The sequence below is a fragment of the Exiguobacterium sp. s152 genome (genome assembly GCF_018618335.1).
GTDB lineage: Bacteria > Bacillota > Bacilli > Exiguobacteriales > Exiguobacteriaceae > Exiguobacterium > Exiguobacterium chiriqhucha.
Genome location: NZ_JACSLX010000002.1, coordinates 209,358 through 229,790, shown reverse-complemented (window position 1 = coordinate 229,790; position 20,433 = coordinate 209,358). Strand labels below are relative to the sequence as shown.

At 52.0% G+C, this 20,433-nt stretch carries 25 protein-coding genes; 18 read left to right on the top strand and 7 right to left on the bottom strand.

Annotated elements, in window-relative coordinates:
* The first annotated feature begins 32 nt into the window (after nt 1–32).
* Complete coding sequence (locus tag KNP72_RS05205; RefSeq protein WP_214832382.1) at nt 33–1,265, top strand: DUF2254 domain-containing protein; 1,233 nt, start codon at nt 33–35, stop codon at nt 1,263–1,265.
* A 37-nt stretch (nt 1,266–1,302) separates the two neighbouring features.
* On the opposite strand, the gene KNP72_RS05200 is transcribed toward KNP72_RS05205, so the two are convergent.
* Nucleotides 1,303–2,025 (bottom strand): SDR family NAD(P)-dependent oxidoreductase, encoded by a 723-nt coding sequence (locus KNP72_RS05200; RefSeq protein ID WP_214832381.1) that lies wholly within the window; start codon nt 2,023–2,025, stop codon nt 1,303–1,305.
* Between the two features lie 81 nt (nt 2,026–2,106).
* On the opposite strand from KNP72_RS05200, the gene cls reads away from it, so the two are divergent.
* The 3 genes from cls to pepF are packed head-to-tail and all read left to right on the top strand — an operon-like array spanning nt 2,107 to nt 6,512.
* Complete coding sequence (gene cls / locus KNP72_RS05195; protein ID WP_029595781.1) at nt 2,107–3,618, top strand: cardiolipin synthase; 1,512 nt, start codon at nt 2,107–2,109, stop codon at nt 3,616–3,618.
* Between the two features lie 12 nt (nt 3,619–3,630).
* Nucleotides 3,631–4,692, top strand: coding sequence for a competence protein CoiA (locus tag KNP72_RS05190; RefSeq protein ID WP_214832380.1), 1,062 nt, complete (start codon nt 3,631–3,633; stop codon nt 4,690–4,692).
* Between the two features lie 17 nt (nt 4,693–4,709).
* Nucleotides 4,710–6,512, top strand: coding sequence for an oligoendopeptidase F (pepF, locus tag KNP72_RS05185; RefSeq protein ID WP_214803142.1), 1,803 nt, complete (start codon nt 4,710–4,712; stop codon nt 6,510–6,512).
* A 221-nt stretch (nt 6,513–6,733) separates the two neighbouring features.
* Here the strand turns inward: pepF and KNP72_RS05180 are convergent, their stop codons facing one another.
* On the bottom strand, nt 6,734–7,507 hold the full coding sequence (locus tag KNP72_RS05180; protein WP_214832379.1) for a DsbA family protein: 774 nt from the start codon (nt 7,505–7,507) through the stop codon (nt 6,734–6,736).
* Nucleotides 7,508–7,592: 85 nt separating this feature from the next.
* The gene (locus tag KNP72_RS05175) at nt 7,593–8,174 is read right to left on the bottom strand and encodes a CYTH domain-containing protein (protein ID WP_214713874.1); all 582 of its coding nucleotides are present in this window, start codon (nt 8,172–8,174) and stop codon (nt 7,593–7,595) included.
* Nucleotides 8,175–8,281: 107 nt separating this feature from the next.
* On the opposite strand from KNP72_RS05175, the gene yjbM reads away from it, so the two are divergent.
* From yjbM to KNP72_RS05160, 3 genes are read left to right on the top strand one after another with little or no spacing between them, the layout of a single operon-like run.
* Nucleotides 8,282–8,926 (top strand): GTP diphosphokinase, encoded by a 645-nt coding sequence (gene yjbM / locus KNP72_RS05170; RefSeq protein ID WP_021066959.1) that lies wholly within the window; start codon nt 8,282–8,284, stop codon nt 8,924–8,926.
* A gap of 11 nt (nt 8,927–8,937) precedes the next feature.
* Nucleotides 8,938–9,735: an NAD kinase gene (locus KNP72_RS05165; protein WP_021066960.1), complete on the top strand. Its 798-nt coding sequence runs from the start codon at nt 8,938–8,940 to the stop codon at nt 9,733–9,735.
* Between the two features lie 3 nt (nt 9,736–9,738).
* Nucleotides 9,739–10,605 carry an RluA family pseudouridine synthase gene (locus KNP72_RS05160; RefSeq protein WP_214719516.1) on the top strand — a complete coding sequence of 289 codons (867 nt, stop codon included), beginning with the start codon at nt 9,739–9,741 and terminating at the stop codon, nt 10,603–10,605.
* 40 nt (nt 10,606–10,645) lie between these two features.
* On the opposite strand, the gene KNP72_RS05155 is transcribed toward KNP72_RS05160, so the two are convergent.
* On the bottom strand, nt 10,646–11,812 hold the full coding sequence (locus tag KNP72_RS05155) for an FtsW/RodA/SpoVE family cell cycle protein (protein ID WP_021066962.1): 1,167 nt from the start codon (nt 11,810–11,812) through the stop codon (nt 10,646–10,648).
* 150 nt (nt 11,813–11,962) lie between these two features.
* On the opposite strand from KNP72_RS05155, the gene fabI reads away from it, so the two are divergent.
* Nucleotides 11,963–12,736 (top strand): enoyl-ACP reductase FabI, encoded by a 774-nt coding sequence (gene fabI / locus KNP72_RS05150; RefSeq protein ID WP_021066963.1) that lies wholly within the window; start codon nt 11,963–11,965, stop codon nt 12,734–12,736.
* Between the two features lie 84 nt (nt 12,737–12,820).
* Nucleotides 12,821–13,009 carry a hypothetical protein gene (locus KNP72_RS05145; protein WP_021066964.1) on the top strand — a complete coding sequence of 63 codons (189 nt, stop codon included), beginning with the start codon at nt 12,821–12,823 and terminating at the stop codon, nt 13,007–13,009.
* 2 nt (nt 13,010–13,011) lie between these two features.
* On the opposite strand, the gene KNP72_RS05140 is transcribed toward KNP72_RS05145, so the two are convergent.
* Nucleotides 13,012–13,521 (bottom strand): YjcG family protein, encoded by a 510-nt coding sequence (locus tag KNP72_RS05140; protein WP_214719515.1) that lies wholly within the window; start codon nt 13,519–13,521, stop codon nt 13,012–13,014.
* 172 nt (nt 13,522–13,693) lie between these two features.
* On the opposite strand from KNP72_RS05140, the gene KNP72_RS05135 reads away from it, so the two are divergent.
* The 4 genes from KNP72_RS05135 to KNP72_RS05120 are packed head-to-tail and all read left to right on the top strand — an operon-like array spanning nt 13,694 to nt 15,541.
* A complete protein-coding gene (locus KNP72_RS05135; protein ID WP_029595773.1) occupies nt 13,694–14,239 on the top strand; it encodes a phosphatidylglycerophosphatase A family protein in 546 nt (181 codons plus the stop codon).
* Nucleotides 14,239–14,823 carry a phosphatase PAP2 family protein gene (locus KNP72_RS05130; protein WP_214832378.1) on the top strand — a complete coding sequence of 195 codons (585 nt, stop codon included), beginning with the start codon at nt 14,239–14,241 and terminating at the stop codon, nt 14,821–14,823. Before KNP72_RS05135 ends, KNP72_RS05130 begins: the two co-directional genes overlap by 1 nt.
* Nucleotides 14,820–15,353 (top strand): hypothetical protein, encoded by a 534-nt coding sequence (locus tag KNP72_RS05125; RefSeq protein ID WP_058763285.1) that lies wholly within the window; start codon nt 14,820–14,822, stop codon nt 15,351–15,353. Before KNP72_RS05130 ends, KNP72_RS05125 begins: the two co-directional genes overlap by 4 nt.
* A complete protein-coding gene (locus KNP72_RS05120) occupies nt 15,350–15,541 on the top strand; it encodes a hypothetical protein (RefSeq protein WP_058763287.1) in 192 nt (63 codons plus the stop codon). The genes KNP72_RS05125 and KNP72_RS05120 overlap by 4 nt, the downstream gene beginning before the upstream one ends.
* A gap of 20 nt (nt 15,542–15,561) precedes the next feature.
* Here KNP72_RS05120 and KNP72_RS05115 read toward each other — a convergent pair whose 3' ends face one another.
* Nucleotides 15,562–15,849, bottom strand: coding sequence for an FHA domain-containing protein (locus KNP72_RS05115; RefSeq protein WP_029595769.1), 288 nt, complete (start codon nt 15,847–15,849; stop codon nt 15,562–15,564).
* Between the two features lie 273 nt (nt 15,850–16,122).
* Complete coding sequence (locus KNP72_RS05110) at nt 16,123–16,854, bottom strand: hypothetical protein (RefSeq protein ID WP_021066974.1); 732 nt, start codon at nt 16,852–16,854, stop codon at nt 16,123–16,125.
* Nucleotides 16,855–17,005: 151 nt separating this feature from the next.
* Here KNP72_RS05110 and KNP72_RS05105 point away from each other — a divergent pair, with 151 nt between their 5' ends.
* From KNP72_RS05105 to KNP72_RS05085, 5 genes are all read left to right on the top strand, one after another.
* A complete protein-coding gene (locus tag KNP72_RS05105) occupies nt 17,006–17,572 on the top strand; it encodes a GNAT family N-acetyltransferase (protein WP_214719512.1) in 567 nt (188 codons plus the stop codon).
* 2 nt (nt 17,573–17,574) lie between these two features.
* A complete protein-coding gene (locus KNP72_RS05100; protein ID WP_214832377.1) occupies nt 17,575–18,288 on the top strand; it encodes an alpha/beta fold hydrolase in 714 nt (237 codons plus the stop codon).
* Nucleotides 18,281–18,841 carry an NADPH-dependent FMN reductase gene (locus KNP72_RS05095; RefSeq protein ID WP_214832375.1) on the top strand — a complete coding sequence of 187 codons (561 nt, stop codon included), beginning with the start codon at nt 18,281–18,283 and terminating at the stop codon, nt 18,839–18,841. Before KNP72_RS05100 ends, KNP72_RS05095 begins: the two co-directional genes overlap by 8 nt.
* Nucleotides 18,842–18,910: 69 nt before the next feature.
* A complete protein-coding gene (locus KNP72_RS05090; protein WP_214832621.1) occupies nt 18,911–19,150 on the top strand; it encodes a hypothetical protein in 240 nt (79 codons plus the stop codon).
* A gap of 72 nt (nt 19,151–19,222) precedes the next feature.
* Nucleotides 19,223–20,314 (top strand): virulence factor, encoded by a 1,092-nt coding sequence (locus tag KNP72_RS05085; protein WP_029595766.1) that lies wholly within the window; start codon nt 19,223–19,225, stop codon nt 20,312–20,314.
* Nucleotides 20,315–20,433 lie beyond the last annotated feature (119 nt).

The window sequence follows — 20,433 nt, the reverse complement described above, 5'->3', positions numbered from 1 at the left end:
TTTTCTAACTTATACATAAACGAGGTGTCGTGATGTTGAAACGTTTGCAGTTGATGTTGGCCGATAGTGCCTGGTTCGTCCCGTTCTTGTATGGGGTCGGGGGGATTGCCTTGACGTTCCTTACCCAATACTTTGGAAGTTTCTTTCGGGAACTATTGCCCGAAATCGTCTATTTAGATAAGGATTCGGCGGCGACGGTTTTATCATCGTCCTTCACGAGTTTGATGACGATGATGACGTTCAGTTTTTCAACGATTCTCGTCGTCTTGACGACGTACTCGTCCCAGTTTTCGCCGCGGACGATCAACAACTTTTTGACGAATTCGGCGTCGAAGCATACGCTCGGCTTGTTCATCATGACGACCGTGTACGGCATCACGAACTTATTTTTAATTCGGACGTCAGATGAGGACGTCGTCCTCGCCTCGGGCGTCAGCGTGCTGCTCGTCGTCAGTTCCGTCTGGGCGTTCGTCAAGTTCATCCAAACAATCAGCGTCTCGATTCAAGCCGAACGTCTCTTGTCAGCCTTGCATCGCGAGGCGTTGTCCGTCATCGAGACACAGCAACAAGCGGTCGACGACGGCAAGATGCATATCGTTCCTAAGCGTTCGGTCCATACGTTCGAGGGTCACGCCATCCATGCCCCGCGCACCGGCTACATTCAACTGTTCGCAAGCGAGAAACACGAGAGTCATGACGTCGATTTTGAGTCGGTCGTGGCTGTCGGGGATTTCGTGGCGAAAGGGGACTTGCTTGGCTATTGGCTCGGGGAAGAAGCGCTCGAGATTGACGTGTTCCAAATCGGGGAGATTCGCTCCTCGATTCAAGATCCGGCCTTCGTTATCGAGAAGTTGAGCGAAATCGCGTTAAAAGGTATCTCGCCCGGGATTAACGATCCGAATACGGCGATTCACGCCATTCATTACATCGGGGACATTTTGCGGGAACTGAGCCGATTACCTGAAGGGGATTTCTTATTTTCCAATGGCAAGAGTGACTGGCACGCCAAACGGAAGCCGATGGAGGCGACGTTGTTCGAGGCGCTTGCTCCGATTAAGACGTATGCGAGCCATGACATCTTTGTGATGGCGTCCGTGTTCGAGGCAATCCGCATCGCCCGGTTAGAAGCGCATGCCTCACACGAAGAGACGTTCGAGGCGTTCATCGACTATTTTGAGGAGTCGCTCGATGTTGAAGAGTTGCATCCGCGAGAACGCGCGTTTCTGACGAATCAGATGATGCGTGCCCGAAAAGTACAGACGTGAAAGGGAGGGGTCTCGAGTGACCCCTCCCTTTTGCTGCTTATGAGAGCGTATAGCCACCATCCACCGTGATGGCTTGTCCGTTAATATAGCTTGACGCGCCGCTCAACAGGAACGTGACGACCGGTGCGACTTCTTCCGGCTTGGCGGCATGTCCCCGGAAATGATGGGTCATCGCCTCTTGGAATTTGGCCTCACCACCGTACAGTTTATGACTGAGCGGCGTGTCGACCGGACCGAAACAGACCGCATTGAAACGTACTTTACCTTTCATCCGATGGGCGAACGTCTTCGTCAAGGCGATGACGGCCGCTTTCGAGGCGGCGTATGGACCGAGCATCGGCGGGAATTTGACGTGACCGACGATGGCGGCGTTATTGACGACGCTCCCTCCTGTCACCAACAGGGGGATGGCGCGTTGGATGATGCGATTCGTCGCCAGTACGTTCAGTTCGAACACGTCGTCGAACGCGGTCGTCGGCAACCACTCTGGTGTCCCGGGGCGACCGAATGTCGCGGCGTTGTTGAATAATCCGTTGAGGACGACCTTGTCCTCGCTCAAGCGGTCCATCAATGCTTCAACTTGCTCGGATTCGGCTAAATCACATGTAAGGAAAGTGATGCGTGGTGAGGCGTCTTCGAGTGCGGCACCTCGTGTCTCGTCGCGGCCGATGCCGATGACGTCATGTCCGTCCTCAGCCAAACGAAGGGCGACGGCCCGTCCAATCCCGCTCGTCGCTCCTGTAACCAAAAATGTGCCCATATTTTGTTCGCTCCCCTCAAAAGATGGTGTTAAGTTGTATAATTATGATAATACAAGATAGAAACGAGGTCAGTTTATAATATGTTGCGACGCATACAAGTACTTTTATCCCTGATTTTGCTCGCAGGTCTCATTGCCGTATTATCGTATTACTGGAGCTCGCAAGTGATCGGGTTGTTCTCGGTGCTCGTCTTTTTGACGACGTTCAGCATCCTGCTCGTCATCCTGCTCGAGAATCGAAATCCGCAGCGGACGCTCATTTGGGCCATCGTCATGCTCGGCTTCCCGGTCGTCGGGCTGTTCGCCTATTTTGTGTTCGGACAGAACTATCGCCGGAAGCGCATGTTCAAAGAGAAGGCCATGTTGGACGAAGAGACGTACCTCGCTTATCGACAGAAGGCGATGACGTTGTCGCCGTCGCTCATGTTCTCCCATGACGATTATGAGAAGTTGCTCCATTTGACGTCGTCTCTGAATCAATTACCCGTTTCGTCAAACACGTATACTCAAGTGCTGACGAACGGACAACAGAAGTTCTCGAAACTGTTGCCCGCTTTGAAAGGGGCGACCCGCCACATCCATCTCGAATATTATATTTTCCGGGAAGATCGTATTTCTCGGGAAATTCAACGGATTTTGATTCAGAAGGCGAAGGCCGGGGTCGAGGTGCGCTTTCTATATGACGCGGTCGGCTCGATTCATACGAGCGGGACGTTCTTTGACGAGATGCGCCAAGCAGGCGTCCATGTCAAAGCGTTCTTCCCGGTCGTCCTGCCGCTCGTTTCGAGTAAGACGAACTATCGGAACCATCGGAAAATCGTCGTCATCGATGGAACAGAGGCGTTCACTGGCGGGTTGAATGTCGGAGATGAATATTTGGGCGAGCATTCGAAGTTCGGTTTTTGGCGTGATACGCATCTATACGTCAGAGGGGAAGGTGTGTCGGAACTCCAGCTCATCTTCTTGCAGGACTGGTACTACATGACGGGTGAGCGTCTATTCACGCCGTTCTATCTAGAGCCGCTCGAGACGGTGCGAAGTGCGAGCGGCGGCGTACAGATTGTGGCGAGCGGACCGGATGAGCCGTACGAGACGATGAAATCGATTTATTTCGCGCTGATCAATGCGGCGAAGAAGTCGGTATACATCTCGTCCCCGTACTTGATTCCAGACGAGGACATCATGAGCGCGCTCAAGACCGCTTCGTTATCAGGCATCGATGTCCGTATCGTGCTTCCGAGCTATCCGGACCATAAAATCGTCTTTTATGCGAGCCGCTCATATTTTGAGGAGCTACTCAGTGCCGGCGTCAAGATTTACTTGTATGAGGAAGGGTTCATGCACTCGAAAGTCATCGTCGTCGACGATGGGTTGGCGACAATCGGAACGGCGAATATGGACTTCAGAAGTTTCCACCTCAATTTCGAGGTGAACGCGCTCTTGTATAACACGAACTCCGTCCATCAGCTCAAACAAGATTTGTATAAAGACTTTGAAGGGTCACACGAGTTGGAGATTCGGGCGTTCTCGGAACGATCCTACTTCATCAAACTCGTCGAATCATTGGCCCGAATGTTTTCACCACTATTATGAGGGGGAAGCGGAATGCGATTTGCCATCGGTCGAACTGGAGGGTATGTGGATGCCCTTACGCTCAGTCGGGGGCGGATTGAACCGTTTGCTCCTTTTTCGTGCCCAGAATGCGGGGAACGGGTCATCGTCAGGCAAGGTGTGAAACGGCGTCTCCATTTCGCCCACGTCAATCCTTGCGGATGCGGCGAGTCGACCGGACACCATGAAGACAAATGGGGAGTGCGGCAATGGCTTCAAGGGCAAGGGTATGAAGTCGAACAAGAAGTCGTCATCGGCGCACGTCGTGCCGATTTAGTGGCAGTACGCGACGATACACGGCTCGTCGTCGAAATCCAGGCGTCCACGCTCTCAATCGAGTCTTACGTCGACCGGACGAAACATTATCGCGACAATGGACTTGACGTCGTCTGGCTGGCGAGCGGGCTGCAGCCCGGGGGTGTGACAACGTTCAAACCGTGGATGCGGGTCGAACTGGCGCGACGACATAGCCTGGTCGTCCCGACCGGACAGGCGTTATACCGCTTCGTCGGCTTTCCGGTCTCCATCCGAGCGGGCGTCGGGCAATGGCAGGTCGCGACCTCGTTCGATGTCTCGCCGTTCGCGGCATATTATGGCTTCGATGCCCATCGTTGGACCCAAGTCATTCGGCGGAGGCGGATGACGCCACCTTATCCGACGCCACAGTATCGCCGCCTCATCTTGAACCGACTGTATCCGCTCGGGATGTTGCCCTCGTTGTTACCGAGCTACTGTTATTTGCCTTTGCCGTCACTGTGGGGGGTCCATGTCCATCCGTTCATGTTCCAGACGGTGCTCTACTTGAATCGACGGGATTGCCCCGGAGACTCCATCAATTGGAGCATCGAGAAGACGTGCCGCCAGTTCGACATGACCCCGACAAGCGACTTTCTGCAAGCGTTTGAAGTACAATGGAGACAGCTGTTGAACGTATTCGACGTGACGGAGGCGGTGCGCGATTGGCACGTGCCTAAGACGTTAGACACGGCGTTGTTTCACGATTTTCGATACTTTCAAGGGTTTCAGCGATTCATGGCGAAATCGTATACAAACTAAGAAAAGGAAGTGGACATATGTCAGAAGTACTTACACGACAACAAGTACCCGTCGAGGAGACGTGGAACTTAGAGACGATTTATGCAGACGATCAAGCTTGGGAACAAGATTTTGAGGCGCTAAAAGCAAGCGTACCGGCCTTGGTCGAGTTCAAAGGGAAACTCGGAGAATCCGCGGCTTCTTTATTCGCAGGTCTGCAACTACGCGACGACATTTCGCGTCAATTGCATAAACTGTATACATACGCCCATATGCGCTACGACGAGGATACGTCGAACAGCCATTATCAGGCACTGAACGACCGTGCCGGTTCGCTCGCTGCCCAAATCTCGGCTCAGCTCGCGTTCATGACGCCAGAGCTGCTCGCCATCGATGAAAGCCAAATCGAGGCGTTCATGAGTGAGCACGAGTCACTCAACGTCTATCGCCACGCGTTCGACGAGTTGGCACAAGAACGTCCGCACGTGTTGACGGAAGCGGAAGAGGCGATTCTCGCCCAAGCCGGTGACGTCCTCGGGCAGTCGAGCTCGACGTTCGGCATGCTCAACAACGCCGACTTGAAGTTCCCGAAAGTGAAGAACGAGAAAGGCGAAGACGTCGAATTGACGCATGGCCGCTATATCACGTTCCTCGAATCAAGTGACCGCAGCGTCCGCGAAGGCGCATTCAAGGCGATGTACGGGACGTACGAGCAATATTTGAACACGTTCGCCTCGACGTTGTCAGGTAGCGTGAAAAAAGACAACTTCTATGCGACGGTCCGCAAGTTCGAGAGCGCCCGCCAAGCGGCGCTTCATCATAATGCCATCCCAGAATCCGTATACGACGGGCTCGTGGAGGCGGTGAACGAACGTCTCGACTTGTTGCACCGTTATGTCGCGCTCCGGAAACGGGCACTTGGTGTGGACGAGTTGCATATGTACGACTTGTATACGCCGCTCGTCAAAGACGTGGACATGAAAATTCCTTATGACGAAGCGAAAGACTTGATGGTCGAGGGGCTCGCGCCGCTCGGAGACGAGTACGTCCAAATCGTCAAAGACGGACTTGCTTCACGTTGGGTCGACGTTCGTGAGACACGTGGCAAGCGTAGTGGCGCCTATTCATCAGGCGCGTACGACACGCAACCGTTCATCTTGATGAACTGGCAGGACAACGTCAACAACTTGTTCACGCTCGCCCATGAGTTCGGCCATTCGGTCCATAGCCATTATACGCGGGCGACGCAGCCGTATCCGTACGGGGACTACTCGATTTTCGTGGCCGAAGTGGCTTCGACGACGAACGAGGCGCTCTTGAACGATTATTTGTTGAAGACGCGCACGGACCGCCAGGAGCGGCTCTATCTGTTGAACAATCAGCTCGAAACGTTCCGGGGCACACTGTTCCGTCAGACGATGTTCGCCGAGTTCGAGCACATGATTCATAAAGCGGCCCAAGAAGGCGTCTCGCTCACACCTGAGTATTTGAATGAGACGTATCTCGAGCTCAACAAGCGATACTTCGGAGACGAACTCGTTATCGATGGTGAGATTGCGTTTGAATGGGCCCGTATCCCGCACTTCTATTACAATTACTACGTCTATCAGTACGCGACAGGGATCTCAGCATCGGCCGCGTTATCGCAACAGATCATGGAAGAAGGCGAACCAGCTGTCCGTCGTTACATCGACAAGTTCTTGAAGGCCGGTTCGAGCGACTATCCGATTGAAGTATTGAAGGCGGCCGGCGTCGATATGACGACGAAAGCGCCGGTGCTCGCAGCACTCGATCAGTTCGAGGCCGTCCTCGACGAAATGGAGACGTTATTATTTCAATAAGAAGTATGGCGTGAACATTATGTGACAATATGAACAAAGTGCTTGTCACGTGGCGGCCGTCTCGGTATATTATAAGTGTGAAATCAATCACAAACCCCTTTATTGACCGTAAACTTTCTCCCAACCTGTGATCTGTATAGATACTCGGGTCGTGATGTTTTCCGTCCCCGCGGAGAACATCGCAAAAAACCCACGGCTCCCCGGCCGTGGGTTTTGTTGTGTCATTTATTCGTCGCCCAAGCTTGTCCGCTGCAACCTGGGACAGGTCGGCACCGTTGCTGGAGTGACAGTTTTTTCAGTTCTCTCTCGATGAGCGGCTTCTCGAGCTCCAAGATGAAGGCGAGCTCGGTGATGGTCGAGGCATCGTAGCGCCCCAAAACTTTCTCGACGTTCCACTCGGACTCCCGGGTTGGGACGTAACCGAGCAGTTCGGCCATGACGGCCTGATAGACGTCGTACGGGTACAATCCTTCGATTTTGAGTGCTTCGTCACGCGTGACGAACGTCAAAGCAGGAAGTGACTCAATTTCCCAATCTTTTAAGATCTCATGGTCAACAGCTAGAGCGCTGAGCAGTTGATTGGATTGGATATCGGCCGCCAACTCCTCGATGTCGAGCCCGTAATCGACGAACGAGCGGGCAATTTCCCACAAATCGCTGTCGCTAGAGCCATCCTTCAAAAAGATATCGTTTATATGCAGATGGCGTAAGAAACGCATCGCATGACGTTTCCCTTGTAACTCCATAGCCTTAATCATCGTGAGAAGGCGAACCTCTTCTTGACATCCGCCAACACAACTAGGAACCGTCGAAACCATACGGAAACGAATCAAATGCCCGTATTCAAGTTCGAGCTTTTTAATGAGCGTCATCACATGAAGTCCATCTGGATCAGAAATGTCCATGAAATAGAATAACTCTAATGGTTTATAGGTTGCTTGGATAGGAGATTCTTCCAGTGAACAGGATGACTCATTACATTGTTCTAGTTCCATTGTGTCGCCTCCTCTCGTAAACAAAAATCAAATATATCGTATGCTCATTGTAGCAACGAAAAAAAAAGGTTGGCAACGTATCTGCTCAACCTTGATTTCGACGCACCTTTTCTTCCATGAATCGAACGATTTTATTTTTAGCGGGACGAAGGGGAATGCCATGCTCGCGAAGGAGCTGTTCGAAAGCGATTTTCCCTCTCGCCTCGTCGGTCACTTCAAATTCTATTTCGTAGTCGTGAATCTCCAAATAATGACTTTCATCAAGGACGAGTAGGCCGTCCGGTGTCGCGATTTCGGCCCGTTTCGTCTCGAGACGGCCGAGGTGTTCGAGCGGTCCAGACAAGTTGAATGGAGCGAGCGCGGCCGTCATTTGATCATCGTGGATGATGCCGTATTTGAACAAGTTCTCGGCTTCCTCTTCGTTGATGGCGGCGTGCGTCTCGAGCAAGCCGACTTCATGCGGCTGCTTCAGTGTCAGCACTTGGCCGTTCTTTTTCTCACGGATGCGAAGGGCGGCACCATGGTTCTTCAGTTCGAACGTCGGCGTGTCAAAGTAGTCGTTGGCTTGCCATTTCACTTCGTCTGTCAAATCGTAGGCGGCGAGCAACATTTCGTACTCGTCTTTTGTCAACATCGATTTAAATTCAATTTCCACTTCTTGGGTCATAAATCATCGCTCCATTCTATGAACAATTGTTGGTTTATGATACCATACAATCGGATACATACGGAAAAAGCAGGGCTTTCCGATACGAACGAAAGTGGTGACAGCATATGCAATCCATGGATTGGGATCAATATTTAGTGCCGTATCAAATCGCGGTCGATGAACTGAAAGTGAAATTCAAGGCGATTCGAAAGCAATATAAATCTCAAAATGACCATTCTCCCATTGAGTTTGTCACCGGAAGAGTGAAGCCGGTCGGCAGCATCCTCGAGAAGGCGAAACGAAAGCAGATTCCTTATGACAAATTGTCGACGGAGATGCAAGATATCGCCGGACTCCGCATCATGTGCCAATTCGTGGACGATATCGTCCACGTCCTCGAACTGCTCCATCATCGGACCGACTTTAAAATCGTCGAGGAACGCAACTATATCACGAACCAAAAGGAATCGGGCTATCGGTCGTACCATTTGATTCTCGAGTACCCGGTGCAAACGATTCATGGCGAGTTCCCGACACTCGTCGAGGTCCAAGTACGGACGCTCGCGATGAACTTCTGGGCAACAATCGAGCATTCGCTCAACTATAAATACGACGGGGATATGCCGCTCGAAGTTCAAGAGCGTCTGCGGCGAGCGGCCGAGGCGGCGTTCTTGCTGGATGCCGAGATGAGCCAGCTTCGCGTCGAGATTCAAGATGCACAGCAAGTGTTCCGGGATAAAGAAATGAACGTCCAGACGGACCAAGACTAGGGGGCCACGGCATGCAGTTTGCGATTGTAGCACGGGGAGACGCGCGGTCGGCTGACATCGCGCAAGAGTTGACGAATAAATTGACCGAAGCGGGGCATTCGGTTTCGAAAGAGCCACGCATTGTCGTCTCAGTCGGAGGCGACGGGACGATGCTGCAGGCGTTCCACGAGTATATCGACCGGCTCGATCAGACGTTGCTCGTCGGCATCCACACAGGCCATCTCGGATTTTACGCCGACTGGCAACCGGATGAACTCGATGAGTTGACGGAGATGATTACAAGCGAGTCGTTCGAACCGGTTTCATACCCGCTCGTCGAGGTACTCATCGATTACGAGGATGGGACGACCGATCGACAGCTCGCCATGAACGAATGTACGATTAAAAACTATAAGCGCACACTCGTCTGTGACTTATCGATTCGCGATGATTACTTCGAGACGTTCCGGGGCGACGGGTTGTGTATCTCGACGCCGTCCGGGTCGACGGCCTATAACAAAGCGCTCGGCGGGGCCATCGTGCATCCGTCCATCGAGGCGATTCAAGTGACGGAGATGGCGTCCATCAATAACTTGGTATACCGCACGATCGGGTCACCGCTCTTATTGCCGAAACATCATCAAGTGAAGATTGCTCCGCACACGAAAACCGAGTTTGAACTCGCGTTCGATCATCAAGAAGCGTTGTCGTGGTCGAACGTGCGCTCCATCCGCTGTGCGGTCGCGAAAGAAAAAGTGACGTTTGCCCGGTTCCGGCCGTTCCCATTTTGGCGACGGGTCCGCGAATCGTTCATTGAAGAAGGGAAGTAACCGATGTACGGATTTACATTGCGTCGCGTCGCGGAGACAACCGTCCCGTTGCGCGACTTTTTAATGACAGACTGTGGCATCTCACGAAAGATGTTGACCCAAATCAAACAAGGCGGCCTCATCCTCGTCGATGGCAAGCCTCGCACCGTCCGCTATGACATCCGAGCAGGGGAGGCAGTGACCGTCCACTTCCCGGTCGAACAGCCCGCCGAGACGATGTTCCGTTCCAAGCGGCCGCTCACGATCCTATTTGAGGATGACTATTTGCTCGCGGTCGACAAACCGGCAGGCATTGCGACAATCCCGTCCCGGCTCCATCCGGATGATACACTCGCCAACGCCGTGCTCGGCTATTATGAACAGATTGGATTGCAGTCGGCGATTCACGTCATCAACCGGCTCGACCGTGACACAAGCGGGGTCGTCCTGTTCGCAAAATATGCATACGTGCATCATCGCTTTAGCGAGTTGCAACAGACTGGCGGCTTGTCGCGGACGTATCTCGCGTTAGTCGAAGGGCCGCTTGAACCACAGACGATCGATGCCCCAATCGGCCGCGCCCCCGATTCGATTATGGAGCGAATCGTGACAGCGGACGGACAGCATGCTGTCACACATATTCTCGAAGTGGAGCCGCATGGCGCATATACGGCACTATCGATTGCCCTTGAGACCGGTCGGACGCATCAAATCCGGGTCCATCTGCGCCATATCGGCCATCCGTTGCTCGGGGATACGATGTACGGCGGTAAGACCGTCCTCGACCGTCATGCGCTCCATAGCGCTTCGGCGGCGTTTCATCATCCATTGACCGGCGAGAAGCTGATCATCCAAGCCGCTGACCCGGCTGATTTCCAATTCATCCTGTAACAACAATAGTCCCGCACTCGGATGAGTGCGGGACTATTGTTTAGTCGTCGTCGAACATATACGTTTTTGATTTAGAGGCGACGTTCATGACGAGCCCGATGGCGATCATGTTCATGATGATCCCGGTCCCACCATAACTGATGAACGGTAACGTCAGACCGGTGATCGGGAGGACGCCGATCGTCATCCCGATGTTTTGGAAAATTTGGAACGTGAACATGGCGATGACGGCCGTGACGATGTAGCTTCCGAACGGACTGCTCGCTTCGAGGGCGATATGGATCATTCGGTACAAGAACAAGAAGAAAACGATAATCACAATCGCTGCTCCGATAAAGCCATAATGCTCGGCGATGACGGCGAAGATGAAGTCGGTTTGCGACTCAGGAAGATAGACGAGCCCTTGTCCATAGCCGGCCCCGAACATTTGACCAGATCCAATCGCTTGAAGCGATTTAATTAACTGGAACGCCAGGTCATCGGAATACTCATACGGGTAAATCCAAGCTTGGAATCGATTCAAGGCGTGGCCTGGCACGAAACTTTGTAACAACTCGAAATGCGAGAAGAACAAATACATGAAGCCACCAATCGTTAAGGCAGCGGCGCTGAACAATCCGAGCAACCACTTCCACCCGATACCAGACACGATGATAATCGCTCCGAGCATCGTGATCAACACGAGCCCTGTGCCTAAGTCTGGTTGCGTCACAATCAGCGCGAGAGGCGGAATGGCGAGGAGCACCAATTTCATTAATAGCCATGTGTCCTGTTGGGACGAACCGTAGCGTTTATTATGGTCATAGACGATTGTCGCCATGGAAATAAGTAAGAACAGCTTCATGAATTCGGCTGGCTGGAAACTGAAGCCCGGTACGTTATACCAGCCGTACGCCCCGTTAATGTTCGGAACGAGGGTCGTATCTCGTAGCGGAATCAAACCGGCTAGTAGCAATAACCCGAAGCCATACAAATACCAGTGTATTTTTCGCAACTGTTCATATTCGATGGTCATGATGGCGAACATGGCGAAGAACCCAATGATGTAGCGGATTCCTTGGTCAAATGCGAAATTAATATGTTGCAATCGCGTCGGCAACATCGGTTGGGCCGTATAGATGGCACCTAAACTGATGATCATCAAGAAAAAGACGATTGTCAAAAGTGTTGTGTCTAAACTTTTAAAATAAGATTGAATGCGGTTCATGATGAAGTCGTCTCACCCTTTCTCTACGTATTTTATCTTACCGTAAGTTAAAAAAATCGCAATACGTTACGCGCTAGTTGACAAAACAGACACCATTCTGTAATCTGATAACAGATATTATCACCAGGTACTAAAAAAGGGGAGTTTACGATGTCAATCTATCCAACGTTAACGAATAAGACGTATGTCGTCATGGGAATCGCCAATAAACGCTCGATCGCTTGGGGAATCGCGAAGACGCTCGACGCAGCAGGCGCGAAGCTCGTGCTCACATATGCGGGCGAACGCTTCAAGTCAGGACTCGAGTCGCTTGCAGCCGACTTGAACGGAGAAGCCTTGCTCTTAGAGTGTGACGTCACGAACGACGAAGCCATCGACACGACGTTCCGGGCGATTCATGAACAAGCAGGCCCGATTCAAGGGATTGCGCACTCGATCGCATTCGCAGACAAAGAAGCGCTCCGCGGTGAATTCTCAGAGATGACACGCGGCCAGTTCGCGCAAGCGCTCGATATTTCGGCATACAGCTTGACGGCTGTCGTCAAAGCGGCCAAACCGTACTTCGCAGAAGACGCATCGGTCATCACGCTCACATATCTCGGCGGCGAGCGCGTCGTCCCGAACTATAACTTGATGGGTGTCGCCAAGGCGGCGCTCGACTCGAGCGTCAAATATTTGGCGAACGAGTACGGCCCACACGGCGTCCGCGTCAATGCGATCTCGGCCGGCCCGATTCGGACGTTGTCGGCTAAAGGAGTCGGCGACTTTAACAGCATCTTGTCTGAACTCGAGCAAAAAGCGCCATTGCGTCGCAACGTCTCGGTAGAAGAAGTGGCCTCGACCGGCCTGTTCCTCTTGTCGAGCATGGGCAGCGGCGTGACAGGGGAAGTCATCCACGTCGATAGCGGTTATCACATTTTATAAAGATGGGAAAGGGCGTAGCGATACGCTCTTTTTTGTATTATCGGGGAAGAATTTCGGGTAAGGACTTGTGAAGGAGGTTGGATCATGGGTCCTTATCAGATTGATTTCACAGTCGTCCAATATGGAAATCGCCAAGTTCAACCAACAGAACGGGCGAACATCGAGCCGGTCACACGCATTCAACGTGTCCAACGAATCCGGCCCCGTCAAGAAGAATGGTTAGAAGCCGAACAACAAAACAGCCCCGGTCGTTTCGTCGACCGGAGCGTGTAATCTTATCCGCGGAACCGGAACGTCTCATAGACGTTCCATGTTTCGTTTTCGAGCTCATACATGACGGCCATGCGATTGATCGTCTCCTCGAAATGCACTTGTTCCATTCGCATCCGTTCGAGCACGTCGAACAGTTCGGCATCGGTCAAGTCTTGACCGATGGTGATATGCGGCAGAAACTCGTATTTCGGAGGCTGCTTGAGCAGACCGTCGTGCAGTTTGTCGTGAAGCGCCGACAGTTCGCGCGTCGGCAATACTTTTAAGTAGAGGACGTTGTTCGTCGGTGCGAACGAGCGGACCCCGTCGATTTTCAATTGAACCGGTTTGGTCGAGTCTGCGACTAGCTGGAGATACTCGAGCACTTTCGGCAAATCGGCCTCGTCGATTTCAGTGCGTTCCTTGATCGTCACGTGAGGTGAGATCAACGCATACTTCGTGTCGTATCGCTTCCGATACGAGTTGGCGAAGTCTTGAACTTGTTTTGATGGAAATAAGACTACCCCAATCTTCATTCCAGTTCCCCCTTTATAAAGTGGTCTACTTTTTTATGATGACCGATTTATTGAATGAAGTCAAAGCGGGCTTAGTCTTTTTTTCGAGTTTTCAGTATAATAGACATTGAGTACTTCAAGAAGCTCTTCTCGAGATGAAAGGATGTGTAGCGGGATTGTTCCCGCATCTATGATGAAACATGTACCACACTCACGCGATGTACGCGACGCGGCACGGGCTCGCTTGATTGAACGAGGCGTATCGATCGAATCGATCGCCGAAATCGTCTATCAAATGCAAGCACCGTATTCGCCACACTTGTCATTGAAAGACTGCATGGACTCGGTCGAGGCCGTGTTAGATAAACGCGAGCTCCAACACGCGATTCTCGTCGGGTCGGAACTCGACATGCTCGCCGAGCGCGGGCAATTGTCGGAGCCGCTCTTGTCGATCGTGGCGTCGGATGAAGGTTTGTTCGGTGTCGATGAGACGATTGCGATCGGGGCCGTCAACACATATGGTTCGATTGCCGTGACGACGTTCGGATACTTAGACAAAGCGAAAATCGGGATCATCAAACAGCTCGACACGAAAATGGACGACGGCCAAGTCCATACGTTCATGGATGACCTCGTCGGTGCCATCGCGGCGAACGCCTCAGGTCGGTTGGCGCACCGTCTGCGTGACATGACCGACTTCGGCGAAGACGAGATGCGGGAACGGAAAGGGTTGTATTGATGACTTCTCGCTCACAAGAGCTGGCGATCACCGGGACGATTGGATTCATTCTCTTCTCGGTGGTCGTCGTTTTAGGTTGGGTTGTACCGGTCGACCGCTTCGTCACGGCTTCGCTTGAACCGCTCGCTGGACCATTGTTCGTTTATGTGACCGAGCTCGGCAGTGTGAAAGTGTTGATTGGTCTATCCTTTATTGGCATGCTCTATTTCTTATGGCGAGGGAACCGCTTTGAGGCGTTCCGTTTGCCGATTGTCGTCATTGCCACGCTTCTCGTGACACAAGTGTTGAAGCTCGTGTTCGAGGTTGACCGACCGTCAATCGATGCCGCGCTCGACGCGACGACATATAGCTTCCCGAGCGGTCACGCCTCTGGATCACTCGCCTTGTACGGTATGCTGGCGATCTTGATGTACCGCCGCAATGAAAACTTGATCGGGTTCGGCTTGCTTGTCGCGATGGTGTTGGCCGTCTCGCTCAGCCGGGTCATCTTGAACGTCCACTATTTTAGTGACGTCATCGGCGGGTGGCTCGTCGCGCTCGTCATCGTGGCAGGGTCAGAAGTAATAAGGAGGAAACGAAATTGATTTTAGTCTCACAAGTCGAAACATGGTTGTTCATGGACCAAACTCGAGCGGACGCGGCCGACGCCCCGACGATTTTGGTCGAAAAAGATGCGTCCGGGGCCAAGTCATTCACGGCGATGCGAACGTTGTTCCAACTCAAGAAGTGGACGGGACAACGCCGCTTCGTGCCGCTCTTATCGTGCGATGAGACGGCGTATCGAGCCTATGAAGTGTTTCATGTAGACGCGGTCCCGCCGTTCGCCATCCTCGACTCGGGCCGAGTCTTATTAAAGGACAACGAAGTGGATGCGGCCTATGCGGTTGCCCTCGACGACGCTGCGCCAAAAACGTACGGTGAACGGCTCGCGTTTGTAGCCGATTATGTGGAACGGGCACTCGGTGAAACGGTCGTGCTCGCCATCGATGAGCCGGTCGCGTCGCATCCTCAGGTGCCGGAAGATGTGTTCGTACCGGAAAATGTGATGCAGACGAGTGAACGATTGTTCGCCTGGGCAAACCGACAACAGACGGAGAGGGATGAAGTGAAATGAACGAGTGGGAACCAAAAATTCAAGAACTTCTCGACGGGACGGTCGACGAACTCATCGTCCCGAAAGACGACTTTTTGACGGTCCGTTCGCTCTTGGTCGACAAGGGCTGGCTATTTGAAGTCGTCGGTGAAGCGAAACACGGCGGCGTGACGATTTATCGGAAAAACGAACAAAGCGCGTCCTCATAAGAGGAACGCGCTTTGTTCGTTTAGGCGTTAGAAGCCAATTTGATTTTTTGTCGTTTTAACTTGTGTAATAACCAGGCATGTAACACTTCACAAGAATGGTGAGGAAGGGTCAGTTCGACAAGTGGGTGTGACTGACCGAATATAGTGAAGCGCGAATGGTCCTCGTCGAGCATTGAGACTTGAATATCGGTCGCTTCTTGAAGCGAAATCCGTTGCTCGCCGGCTACTGCATCTTTTAGTTTCAGCATTTTTCCATTCGTCGCAAACTTGGTGAACGAAGACATTCCCTGTACTTTCAGTTGTTCCATCTCGTGTATCTATTCATCCGCGTGATGAATAGATTTTCACCTCGCTTTCTCTATATTGCCTTCCATTCCTCCAGAAGGTTATTCCTAGTATACCCTCCTCGCGATAAAAGAAAAGAGTTAATTTAACGAAAAATTAAGACAATTTGTTATCAATTTATAAAAATAGTGTCTCAGGCGCTTGGTGATGGGATTTGAAACGTAATCCGTATGAGCGGGATAACAAAAAAGAACCTGATTGGCTCAGGTTCGATAAAGATTATTGCACGGGTGAACTCAAAATCGTTCAATCTCCCACGTACGACGGCGATACGTCAATTGTCCTTTCAACGCGATCGATTCTTTTTTCGCATCAAAGTCTTCTTCGAGCACCGACATGTCCTCGTAACGCCCGGCGACATAGAAGGCAATCGAGACTTGCCGATTGAACAGGCTCCGCTTCGTATGATCGAAATCGATAATCAACCCTTGCGGTGATAACGCCAAAATCTCATCGATGACCGGGAGCGGGATTGGGACGAAACTGATGTTGCGAATGTCGCGGTCGAGCTTGCTTTGCAGCACGCTCTGCAAGAAGTGCGAGATCGTCGACCAGTCTTTTATGTACAGGCTGCTATGACGATCATTCGATTCGTTGAAGAAGGCAATCTCGTTTTGAATCGAGTTCAGGAAAGGTCCTTTTAAGCCACGTTCCATATGACTGAGGAACAAGATTTCAGCGATCTCGTGATCCGATAACGATTCAAGCAGATGATAGTCAGGAAAGTCGATGGCGGTGAAACTCGTTTGGTTATTTAAATACTTGGTCGAGAACGTCGACAGTTCGTGCGCCTCGATATAGCGGAACCGGGTCCGGGACGACTGTCTCATCCCTTTCATGTCCGTCCGACAAATAATCATCGGGCGGGCGAGTGATAACGCCTCGGTGACATCGTTTAAAGTCACGCCATGCAGTGTAAAACGTTGCAGTTCTCGGTCTTGTTTAATATAGAACAACTGTTTTGACATATTTATCCCCTCAGTTCGAAGTCACTATAATTTGATTTTAGCAAATCCATTCGGGGTGCGCCATGTTTGAGCGGTTCTAGAGGATTGAGATGATGGTTTTTTTGGGAAAATGGTTATAATTGAGGAAAAGAAGCAGAAAGGCGGATTCCATATGTGGGGGTTGAAAAAAAGCTTTCCCGAGCTCGTGACGAGTCGGTTCATCTTAAGGGAACTCGAACCCCGTGACGCAAGGGCACTCTATGTGATTCTTTCGACCGAGGAAGTGATGCGTTATTACGGGTCCGATCCTTTGCTGGCCGTCTACGAGGCGAAGAACGTCATCGCTTATTTCAAAGATCAGTTTCAGCAAGGAAAAGCGATTCGCTGGGCGATCTGTGACCGCGAAACGAACGAACTGATTGGGACGATCGGCTTTCACAACTGGACCCCGCAGTATTTTCGGGCCGAAATCGGCTTCGAGGTCGCGCCGAGCCATTGGCGCCAGGGTGTCGCGTTCGAGGCGGCGTCTGCCGTCATTCGATACGGGTTTGACGAGTTCAAGTTTCATCGCATCTCGGCGCTCGTCGCCCCGGGGAACGAAGGGTCGAACCGGTTGGTGCAAAAGCTCGGCTTTACGGAGGAAGGGCTGCTCCATGACTATGCGTATAGTCACGGACGTTTCATGGATTTGACGATGTATCGTCTCTTGAAAGACGAATGGAATGAAAGGGAGGAATGACGTTGAGACAAGTTGTGCTGTTACATGGATTGTGTGGATCACCTGACTATTTTGAGGAACTTATCCCATTGATGGACGCGGACGTATACGCGCTGATATTACCGGGACATTCCGGGACGGAGGCTGGACCAGAGACGATGGATCAGTTTGCGGATTGGGTGCTTTCTGAAATAAAACTGCGCGATCTTAAGCGTCCAATTGTGCTCGGTCATTCGTTCGGGGGCTACATCACGACCAACCTCGTCCGCCGTCATCCGGATGCGCTATCTGGTTTCGGATTGATTCATTCGACAGCGGCGGCTGATCCAGAGCCTGCCAAAGCGAAGCGGAATGAAGCCATCGAACGAGTGATGGAAGAAGGGGTACATCCGTTCATCGACACGATGATTCCGAGTGTGTTTGCCGCTGATTCCGACACCGCGTTGATTGAACGCGCTAAGCAAATCGGCTACGAGATGTCAAAAGAAGGAATCATTTCCGCGCAGATGGCCATTCGCGACCGTGCCGATGAAACGGAGACGGTCCGGTCGACGAAATTGCCCGGTCTCTTCCTCTATGGATCTAGTGATCCGAACATGGATGCGGAACGCGCTTTCCTAGGGGCGGACCGTCATACGAAACAGACGGTACCGGCTAGCCATATGGGGATGATGGAACAGCCAGAACGAGAAGCGCAACTCATCAATGATTGGCTCAAGGAGGTACAGGATGTCTAAATTCAAACTCGTTGCCGTATCAGGAAGTCTTCGTAAGGCGTCATATAACACGGCGCTGCTCCATTCCATCATCGAGCTCGGGCAAGATTGGTTCGACGTCGAGATCGCTTCGATTGAGATGCCGCTCTATAACGACGACTTGATCGACCCGGATGAACCCGAAGTCGTACGCAACTTCAAACGAGCCGTGCGTGAGGCGGACGGTCTGCTCGTCGTCACCCCGGAATATAACCACAGCATCCCGGGTGTGTTGAAGAACGCAATCGATTGGCTGTCGCTCGAACCAGGCACGCCGCTCCGTGAGAAACCGGTCATGATTGCCGGGGCGTCTCCGGGTATGCTTGGGACGGCGCGATGTCAAATACATCTCCGTCAAGTATTTGCCACAAATCGTGCTAACGTTTTACCAGGAAATGAAATCTTTATCACACATTGTAAAGAAAAGATTGATGATACTGGATTACACGATGAAAAGTCTCGGCAACAAATCGACCGAGTGTTATCCGAGTATTATAACTGGATTGATTTTTGGAAGCGTCACGCAAAAAATTAACTTGAAGTCGCCCTAATTGTTTGATAGAAATGAATTGTGAAAACAAACACAAAGGGAGCGACGACAAACATGCAAACGTATATTGAACTGTATAATGGCGGCGAGTTGGAGGACCGGGCAATCATCAATGACGGGATGACGTTCGGCCGGGTGACGATTGTGGAATTGTTCTATCAAACGAGCCATATCTTCGGATACGTCAAAACCGATGGGGAGAAGCGCTTCTTCCTTGAGCCTGTGTCAGCAGATGATACGTTCATCGTCGAAGGAGAAGAGTATTCGCTCCAACAGTTCATCGCCCTATTTTGATTGTTCACGACGCAAGCGACTCGCTTGCGTTTTTTTGTCGTTTTCGTCACGATTGAGAGTGAGGTGATGAGAATGAAATTAGTAGCAATCGAACCAACTCCAAGTCCAAATAACTTGAAGATTATCGTCGAACCGGCGTTCACGGGCCGTGGTGTCACGTATGACAAGGCGAGCCGTGATATGCCGCCGATCATTGAAGACATCGTCGGCTTACGCGGGGTCAAGTCGGTCTACGCTGTCTCCGACTTCCTCGCCGTCGAACGCCATCCGAAACATGACTGGCACGACGTCATGAACGAGATTCGCCGCGCGTTCGGGGAAGACGTGCCGGAAGTCGAGGCAAGCCAAATGGCGGCGGACTACGAACCGGTGCACGTCTCGGTCCAGTTCGTCCTCGATGTGCCGATGCAATTGAAACTCGTCAAAGGCGATTCGGAAAAACGGGTCGGCCTGTCAAAACGGTTCGTCGACGCCGCACTTGACGTGCAGGCCCAAGTGAAAAACGTCATCCAAGACCGACGCTGGGTCGAACAAGCCCCGCGTTACGGTGAGCTCGAGGATGTGAGTGTCGTCGCGCAAGAAGAACTCGAGGCGGCGTATCCTGAAGAGCGGGTCGCTCGCATCGTCGCCCGGGCGTTTGGCCGGGAAGCCGACTATGAAGCCAATGCGAACCAATTGCAATCAGACGATTGGAAAGCACGTTTGGCGTTCTTGGACGAGCTCGAGATTACCCCGGACAACATGGTGTACTTCCGCCGCGCCCTCGAGGACAAGGTGATGGCCATCCGTCGACAAGCGGTCGTCATGATTGGCATGTTCGAAGAGAATCGGGAAGAGTATGTCACGTATATCGAACAGGCGCTCGTCGACTCGTCACCGATTGTACGGCGTACGGCCGGCGACACGGTGTCCGATTGGGCGTTGCCGCAGTCGCAACCGTCGATGATTGAGGCGCTCAAGGATAAGAGCAAGCTCGTCCGGTGGCGGGCCGCTCGATTCTTGTTCGACTGCGGAGATGAACAGGCCGTACCCGCCCTCAAAATCGCCGAAGACGATCGTGAGTTCGAGGTGTCGTTGCAGGCACGCCTTGCCAAAGAACGGATTACGAGCGGGGAAACGGCACTCGGGACAGTGTGGCAACAAATTTCAAACCGAACGAAGTAACAAATCATTCGACAATCATGAATTTAATTTTTTTACAGTTACAGGAAGAGAGACGAATCGGATTGCGATTCGTCTCTCTTTTTGCACGAATAATTTGATAATTCATCCAAATGACTAAC

Excerpts from the sequence above, each read along its gene's own strand:
- KNP72_RS05205 (WP_214832382.1), top strand. The coding sequence starts at position 33 with ATGTTGAAACGTTTGCAGTTGATGTTGGCCGATAGTGCCTGGTTCGTC.
- KNP72_RS05200 (WP_214832381.1), bottom strand. The coding sequence starts at position 2,025 with ATGGGCACATTTTTGGTTACAGGAGCGACGAGCGGGATTGGACGGGCC.
- cls (WP_029595781.1), top strand. The coding sequence starts at position 2,107 with ATGTTGCGACGCATACAAGTACTTTTATCCCTGATTTTGCTCGCAGGT.
- KNP72_RS05190 (WP_214832380.1), top strand. The coding sequence starts at position 3,631 with ATGCGATTTGCCATCGGTCGAACTGGAGGGTATGTGGATGCCCTTACG.
- pepF (WP_214803142.1), top strand. The coding sequence starts at position 4,710 with ATGTCAGAAGTACTTACACGACAACAAGTACCCGTCGAGGAGACGTGG.
- KNP72_RS05180 (WP_214832379.1), bottom strand. The coding sequence starts at position 7,507 with ATGGAACTAGAACAATGTAATGAGTCATCCTGTTCACTGGAAGAATCT.
- KNP72_RS05175 (WP_214713874.1), bottom strand. The coding sequence starts at position 8,174 with ATGACCCAAGAAGTGGAAATTGAATTTAAATCGATGTTGACAAAAGAC.
- yjbM (WP_021066959.1), top strand. The coding sequence starts at position 8,282 with ATGCAATCCATGGATTGGGATCAATATTTAGTGCCGTATCAAATCGCG.
- KNP72_RS05165 (WP_021066960.1), top strand. The coding sequence starts at position 8,938 with ATGCAGTTTGCGATTGTAGCACGGGGAGACGCGCGGTCGGCTGACATC.
- KNP72_RS05160 (WP_214719516.1), top strand. The coding sequence starts at position 9,739 with ATGTACGGATTTACATTGCGTCGCGTCGCGGAGACAACCGTCCCGTTG.
- KNP72_RS05155 (WP_021066962.1), bottom strand. The coding sequence starts at position 11,812 with ATGAACCGCATTCAATCTTATTTTAAAAGTTTAGACACAACACTTTTG.
- fabI (WP_021066963.1), top strand. The coding sequence starts at position 11,963 with ATGTCAATCTATCCAACGTTAACGAATAAGACGTATGTCGTCATGGGA.
- KNP72_RS05145 (WP_021066964.1), top strand. The coding sequence starts at position 12,821 with ATGGGTCCTTATCAGATTGATTTCACAGTCGTCCAATATGGAAATCGC.
- KNP72_RS05140 (WP_214719515.1), bottom strand. The coding sequence starts at position 13,521 with ATGAAGATTGGGGTAGTCTTATTTCCATCAAAACAAGTTCAAGACTTC.
- KNP72_RS05135 (WP_029595773.1), top strand. The coding sequence starts at position 13,694 with ATGAAACATGTACCACACTCACGCGATGTACGCGACGCGGCACGGGCT.
- KNP72_RS05130 (WP_214832378.1), top strand. The coding sequence starts at position 14,239 with ATGACTTCTCGCTCACAAGAGCTGGCGATCACCGGGACGATTGGATTC.
- KNP72_RS05120 (WP_058763287.1), top strand. The coding sequence starts at position 15,350 with ATGAACGAGTGGGAACCAAAAATTCAAGAACTTCTCGACGGGACGGTC.
- KNP72_RS05115 (WP_029595769.1), bottom strand. The coding sequence starts at position 15,849 with ATGGAACAACTGAAAGTACAGGGAATGTCTTCGTTCACCAAGTTTGCG.
- KNP72_RS05110 (WP_021066974.1), bottom strand. The coding sequence starts at position 16,854 with ATGTCAAAACAGTTGTTCTATATTAAACAAGACCGAGAACTGCAACGT.
- KNP72_RS05105 (WP_214719512.1), top strand. The coding sequence starts at position 17,006 with ATGTGGGGGTTGAAAAAAAGCTTTCCCGAGCTCGTGACGAGTCGGTTC.
- KNP72_RS05095 (WP_214832375.1), top strand. The coding sequence starts at position 18,281 with ATGTCTAAATTCAAACTCGTTGCCGTATCAGGAAGTCTTCGTAAGGCG.
- KNP72_RS05090 (WP_214832621.1), top strand. The coding sequence starts at position 18,911 with ATGCAAACGTATATTGAACTGTATAATGGCGGCGAGTTGGAGGACCGG.
- KNP72_RS05085 (WP_029595766.1), top strand. The coding sequence starts at position 19,223 with ATGAAATTAGTAGCAATCGAACCAACTCCAAGTCCAAATAACTTGAAG.